4 protein-coding genes and 2 pseudogenes are annotated in these 5,750 nt (G+C 58.1%); 1 reads left to right on the forward strand and 5 read right to left on the reverse strand.

All coding sequences use genetic code 11. The features are described 5' to 3' along the window. Window positions 1-158: 158 nt before the first annotated feature. Window positions 159-636, forward strand: a pseudogene (locus IVA81_RS19820) (IS481 family transposase); the annotation flags it as partial. A gap of 168 nt (window positions 637-804) precedes the next feature. Here IVA81_RS19820 and IVA81_RS19825 read toward each other — a convergent pair. The 5 genes and pseudogenes from IVA81_RS19825 to IVA81_RS19845 all read right to left on the reverse strand — a co-directional run. Further along, on the reverse strand, window positions 805-1,755 hold the full coding sequence (locus IVA81_RS19825; RefSeq protein ID WP_247321097.1) for an FAD-binding protein: 951 nt from the start codon (window positions 1,753-1,755) through the stop codon (window positions 805-807). Continuing rightward, window positions 1,755-2,504, reverse strand: a complete 750-nt coding sequence (locus IVA81_RS19830) for an electron transfer flavoprotein subunit beta/FixA family protein (protein WP_247321098.1) — start codon at window positions 2,502-2,504, stop codon at window positions 1,755-1,757. The genes IVA81_RS19825 and IVA81_RS19830 overlap by 1 nt, the downstream gene beginning before the upstream one ends. 261 nt (window positions 2,505-2,765) lie before the next feature. Continuing rightward, window positions 2,766-3,215, reverse strand: a pseudogene (locus tag IVA81_RS19835) (IS5/IS1182 family transposase); the annotation flags it as partial. A 523-nt stretch (window positions 3,216-3,738) separates the two neighbouring features. After that, complete coding sequence (locus IVA81_RS19840) at window positions 3,739-4,203, reverse strand: SET domain-containing protein-lysine N-methyltransferase (protein ID WP_247321100.1); 465 nt, start codon at window positions 4,201-4,203, stop codon at window positions 3,739-3,741. 1,141 nt (window positions 4,204-5,344) lie between these two features. Next, on the reverse strand, window positions 5,345-5,750 hold a 406-nt coding region (locus tag IVA81_RS19845; protein ID WP_247321102.1), incomplete at its 5' end, for a hypothetical protein.

Here is a 5,750-nt window from a genome sequence, read left to right on the forward strand (position 1 = left end):
ATCAACGTCCCACGGACGAAATGTCTTGCTCATCCATCGTTTGAATCACGATGCTTGTGCTTCGTCGAGAAAAATCAGATTACTCAGACAGGCTCCTAGGTGTTTAGTCGCAGCCTTTGATGGTGCATTCTTATTCACACCATTTCGAAGGATGCGCTGTGGGACAAGTTTTACACGGCTGCGCCACCACGACGGAGGCAGTCCGTCGAGCAATACAAAATGTTCAAGAGAGCCTGAGAGCACTCGCCCTATGGGGGCAACCAAAAGACCGTCGCGAAGTGGAGGGAGCGCGAGACCGTCGCCGAACTCCAGACAGGCCCGAAGGCAGAAAATCGACTTTGCTTCCATCGCGGAGGAGGCGATCATCGACGCTTTCCGGCGGCATACGCTATTGCCGCTCGACGGTTGGCTCTATGCGCCCCAGCCGACCATCCTGCATCTGACGCGATCATCCCTGCATCGCTGTCTCCAGCGCCACGGCGTCAACTGATTGCCGAGGTTGAAGGCAGCAAGCCTGCGAAGACAAAGTTCAAGGCTTATCAGATCGGTTATTTCCACGTCGATATCGCTGACTTGCAGGCCGCTGAAGGCAAGCTCTACCTCTACGTCGCCGTCGATCGCACCAACAAATTTTCCTAGAGCGTTCGCACTACTGCGTAGGAGGAAGGAGGATTCGGAAGGAATGGTTGCAAGGCATCGATGACGCAGCACCAAGCCGAGCCGTCGCGTGCCCCACACCAAAGAAAACACATAAAAAAAACACCGGCCGGAGTTTATACCTCCGGCCGGTGTTTTGAACGCGTTTTACTTGCCGAGCTTGGCGAGTTCGGCCGTCAGTTCAGGAACCGCCTGGTAGAGGTCGGCGACCAGGCCATAATCGGCGACCTGGAAGATCGGCGCGTCCTCGTCCTTGTTGATCGCGACGATCACCTTGGAATCCTTCATGCCGGCCAGATGCTGGATCGCGCCGGAGATGCCGACCGCGACATAGAGCTCGGGGGCCACGACCTTGCCGGTCTGGCCGACCTGCCAGTCGTTCGGCGCATAGCCGGCGTCGACCGCCGCGCGCGAGGCACCGACACCGGCGCCGAGCTTATCGGCGAGCGGCTCGATGTATTTTGCGAAATTCTCGCGGCTCTGCATGGCGCGGCCACCGGAGACGATGATCTTGGCCGAGGTCAGCTCGGGACGGTCGCTTTTGGCAACTTCCTCGCCGACGAAGGACGACAGGCCCGGATCGGCCGCAGCCGCGACGCTCTCGACCGGCGCGCTGCCACCGTCGGCAGCCGCCGCGAAGGTCGAGGTACGGACCGTGATGACCTTCTTGGCGTCCTTCGACTTCACCGTCTGGATGGCGTTGCCGGCATAGATCGGACGCTCATAGGTGTCGGGGGCGACGACCTTGATGATCTCCGAGACCTGCATGACGTCGAGCAGGGCGGCCACGCGCGGCATCACGTTCTTGAAGCGCGAGGTCGCGGGCGCGACGATCGCGTCATATGACGGGGCCAGCGAGACGATCAGCGCGGCCAGCGGCTCGGCGAGATCGTGCGCGTAGGCTTCGCCTTCGGCGACCAGCACCTTGGCGACGCCGGTGAGCTTGGAGGCAGCCTCAGCCGCAGCCTTGGTGCCCTCCCCGCCGCCGGCGACCAGCACGTGAACGTCGCCACCGAGCTGGGAGGCCGCGGTGAGCGCCTTGTTGGTGGAGTCCTTGAGGACCTCGTGTTCGTGTTCGGCAATCAACAGCGTCGTCATCAGAGCACCCCGGCTTCGTTCTTGAGCTTCGACACCAGCTCGGCGACGTCCTTGACCTTGACGCCGGCCTTGCGGCCCGCGGGCTCCGTCGTCTTCAGAACTTCGAGGCGCGCGGTGACGTCGACGCCATAGTCGGCGACGGTCTTGTCCGCGATCGGCTTCTTCTTGGCCTTCATGATGTTGGGCAGCGACGCATAGCGCGGCTCGTTGAGGCGAAGATCGGTGGTGACGATCGCCGGTCCCTTCAGCTTCACGGTCTGCAAGCCACCATCGACTTCACGGGTGACCTTGAAGTCAGAACCTTCGACCTCGAGCTTCGAGGCGAATGTCGCCTGCGACCAGCCGAGCAGCGCGGCCAGCATCTGGCCGGTCTGATTGCTGTCGTCGTCGATCGCCTGCTTGCCCAGAATGATCAGGCCAGGCTGCTCTTCTTCAGCGATCTTCTTCAGGATCTTGGCGACAGCGAGCGGCTCGACGATGCCGTCAGCCTTCACCAGGATGCCGCGGTCGGCGCCCATGGCGAGACCGGTGCGGATCGTCTCCGACGCCTGCGCCGGTCCAATGGAGACCACCACGACCTCGGTGGCCTTGCCGGCTTCTTTCAGGCGCAGCGCTTCCTCGACCGCGATTTCGTCGAACGGGTTCATCGACATCTTGACGTTGGCGAGTTCAACGCCCGATCCATCGCTCTTGACGCGGACCTTGACGTTGTAATCGACCACCCGCTTTACCGGCACCAAGACCTTCATCGATCCTCTTTTACTCAATTTGGGAGGGGGTTATCACGAATTGATTGAGCCAAATCGTATTGATCGCGACCCAAGCGCAGGTTTTGTGCACGCAAGATCATTCGGATGCAGTAAAGCCGCTGCGGCATCTCGGGCCCTGGGCAGCTCCTTCGGCACGAGCTGAACCGACATGAAATTGACCCTAGTGGCGATCAGCGGCCTCAGCTGAGGAGAAGTTGAGAAGTAGAACCTGCGCCGGACAAAATTGGGACCACCCCGGTCTTACGCGAGCGTAAAACGTCGTCCAGAAGTCGGATTGAACAGGGGCGTTCGCCATAGCACTCGCAGGAGAAGGCCCAAGAGTTCTCTGAGCCAGGCCAGGACGCGGGGGACGTTCTGGCCGACGGCGGAGAGGACGAGGTTAGCAGCATCGCCGGCGCGACCTTTCGAGCTAGCAGCGGCCACGTCCTCCGACCATCATGTGTCCGATGATGGGCCCGATAGCGGAGCAGCGGCGCAGTTCGCGCTTGATGACACCAAAGACGCCGCGCTTCTGGCCGGAGATGAAGACGCGAGGGAATGTGGGCGCGGCATCCGTTGTCGACACGGGCACGCTAGATCGGGCAGCACGTGAGTGTCTCGCTGGTCAATGCCGTCCCGCAAGGTGTGACCGCTGTACGGGGTGTCGGGCATCGCGCTGGTGTGCAGCACGAACACGCCACCGGAAGCTCGGGGCCTTGACGCGGATCTATGGACCACGCCCGCGTTGCAAGAGGAATCAACGAAAGGATGAAGCAAGTCACGGTCAACGAAGGCCCGCATCACTTGCGCGAGCCTATGGACTTTCAGTGAGGGCTCGAAGAGAAGGAACAGGCCTCTCTCATCTCAAGATTGGGGTCCTTAGGGTGACCACCCAGAAGGATCGCTGACAAGGTCCGCCGGCAGCTGCAGGGCCATGCCGTCCCGTTACCCACACGATCGACCTCTCGATATCATGACCCGAAACACATCATACGGATGCGGCTAGCGGCCTAGCATCCCGTCAGTGTTCGTTTCCAAATGACGCCGCTTCAAAGAGCACGATTAAGCGTGTCCAGCAGTCGGGACGAGCTGCCGCCCACTCGCCTTCGTGAGCCACGCGCCCTTTAGGAAGCAAAGAAGTCGTGGAAGCGGAAGATAAGAGCGGAGACTCGATCTTTGTATAGCCGAGAATTATACGTCTACATAGATCGATTCAGTCGACGATCTTTGTACTTCAGTCGATGAAATTGATGGTGTGAGGATAAGCGCCAATATTCACGTACCGGTGTGTTATTTCCTCATCCACCTTTATGTCCTTTATTGCCACAATGCTCACCCACGCCCCGGACGCTGCATCGGTCCACATTATTTGTGCATTCGGGTTAAAAGAGTGGTTCACTATCGATATCAATCCGAAGACGACGTAGCCTGTCGGAGGGGCGCCTTTGAGATCAGGATCATGCCGCACGAAGTAGTACTCGAAGACTCCGGTACGATCTAGCAGCTTGGCTTGCTTATCATCAAATCCCCACGTTGGAGCGCGATCAATTAACTCTCCGACCTTGAATGGGATATTTGCAAATACACCGCGGCCTTTTCGTGGCACAGTTTTGACATACATGGCGTTGCTGCGATCCAAGACCTTGTCGACCATGTTGTGTATGCCTTCCTGCTTCTGAACATTGACCGTTTCTTTCATTGTGTTCACCACTGAGGGGGTAGACATGGGCCCTCAAGCCCGTTCGTAAAGGGCTTCACAAAATCGTTCTTCGTGATTGTTAGAGTGTGGTTCTGTGCATCTCTCAACTGGATTAGACCACGCGACGCGCGGGGAAGATCGGCCGACGGGATGATTTTGAGATATTGTAGTTGGAGCGGCGTACTCCAGCGGATCATCAGCTGTCGCGATACGCTCACCCACGAGGCGCTGCCGGACTGTCGCGGCACTTCAAAAAGCTGTACGGCGGCGATCGCCGGGCATGATTCTGCCGGAGCGATTGTTCCAGGCGCTGCTGTTGAAATCGCTCTATACGTTGCGCTGGAGTGGCCGTTGATGGAGCAACCCGACTGCAATCTTCTGTTCTGCTGGTTGTCGGGCATTCGGCGGACAATCCGGTATCGAACGTGCTCAAGGCGTCTGTTCGAGGAGAAAGTGAGGCAGCACGACAGCGAATATCGCACGTGCGCCGGTCACCGCATATAGATGGCTTTCTTGCCCTCGCCAACATTGACATTCCTCACACGAACTTCTTCAGCACCCCGCTAATCCTAACATCCAAGAAGCGGAGCGCGGAGCCGTCATCGTCCGCGTAGGGCGCTCGCCGTTGTCCGCGCAGCCCTTATTGTCGGTTGAGCCGCCACTAAGGCTTCACCAAATGGAGGTAGCATCATCGCAACTAAACGCCCTCCGGCCATTGCGTATCTCCTCCGCTGAGCCAGCACATAGCTGGGCTCGACGGGGCCTGCGACTTCTCTATAAAACTCGGGTCTTTTATTGAACATTTCTTCCAGCCAACACTTCACATTCGACATTCGCGAGCAATATAGGCTATCCTGCGAGGTCTTAATAGCTACCTGAGGCGATAGCTACGAATACGGGTGGATGCCCCTTACTGTGTAGAACGTAGTTAGGATAACAGATAAATCAGCGGATGCATTCCTTGCGGCGCGGACGCACAACCATCCATGACGAGATCGTGCGGAGCATACAGCGAGGGATTCGCAGCGTCATCAGGAAGGCGCTTGCCTGACAAGACGAATGCGTTCACGCAGACGGCGGAAACGCCTTTGTCGTGATGGGCCTGTAGCACTGACAGTCTAGATGCCCAAGAGACGATGGCTTACGTCCGAGTTGAAGCGTCGAAGCGGATTCGGTCGAGATATCCGGAAGGTGTTTCGCCGAGTTTCGCAAGCCTGTGATGCAACTTCATTGGCAAAGACTCAGCGTCATTCCGCATGTCACGCGTAACGCTTTCACCAGCAAAGCTGCCGTTTCCGTTGCTCAGTGGACAGGAGAGCTGAAACTCCCAGAAATGATCACAATCCGAGAGTTCACGTTCGACACCTTTTCGGTCAGCTTGGTTCGAGCGTCCAACTTCATCTCGAAGACTCGAGCTATCGCCCAAAGTTGGTGACGGCGGGAATCGAGAAGGCGGCATATCGTGGGGGTGCTTGACGCCTCCACTTCTCCACCGAAGGAGCGATATGCCGTGTCCAACGATAACGTCATCCAACTGATTCAGCCAG

Source organism: Bradyrhizobium sp. 141, assembly GCF_023074055.1.
Taxonomy (GTDB): domain Bacteria; phylum Pseudomonadota; class Alphaproteobacteria; order Rhizobiales; family Xanthobacteraceae; genus Bradyrhizobium.

Excerpts from the sequence above, each read along its gene's own strand:
- IVA81_RS19840 (WP_247321100.1), bottom strand. The coding sequence starts at position 4,203 with ATGAAAGAAACGGTCAATGTTCAGAAGCAGGAAGGCATACACAACATG.
- IVA81_RS19825 (WP_247321097.1), bottom strand. The coding sequence starts at position 1,755 with ATGACGACGCTGTTGATTGCCGAACACGAACACGAGGTCCTCAAGGAC.
- IVA81_RS19830 (WP_247321098.1), bottom strand. The coding sequence starts at position 2,504 with ATGAAGGTCTTGGTGCCGGTAAAGCGGGTGGTCGATTACAACGTCAAG.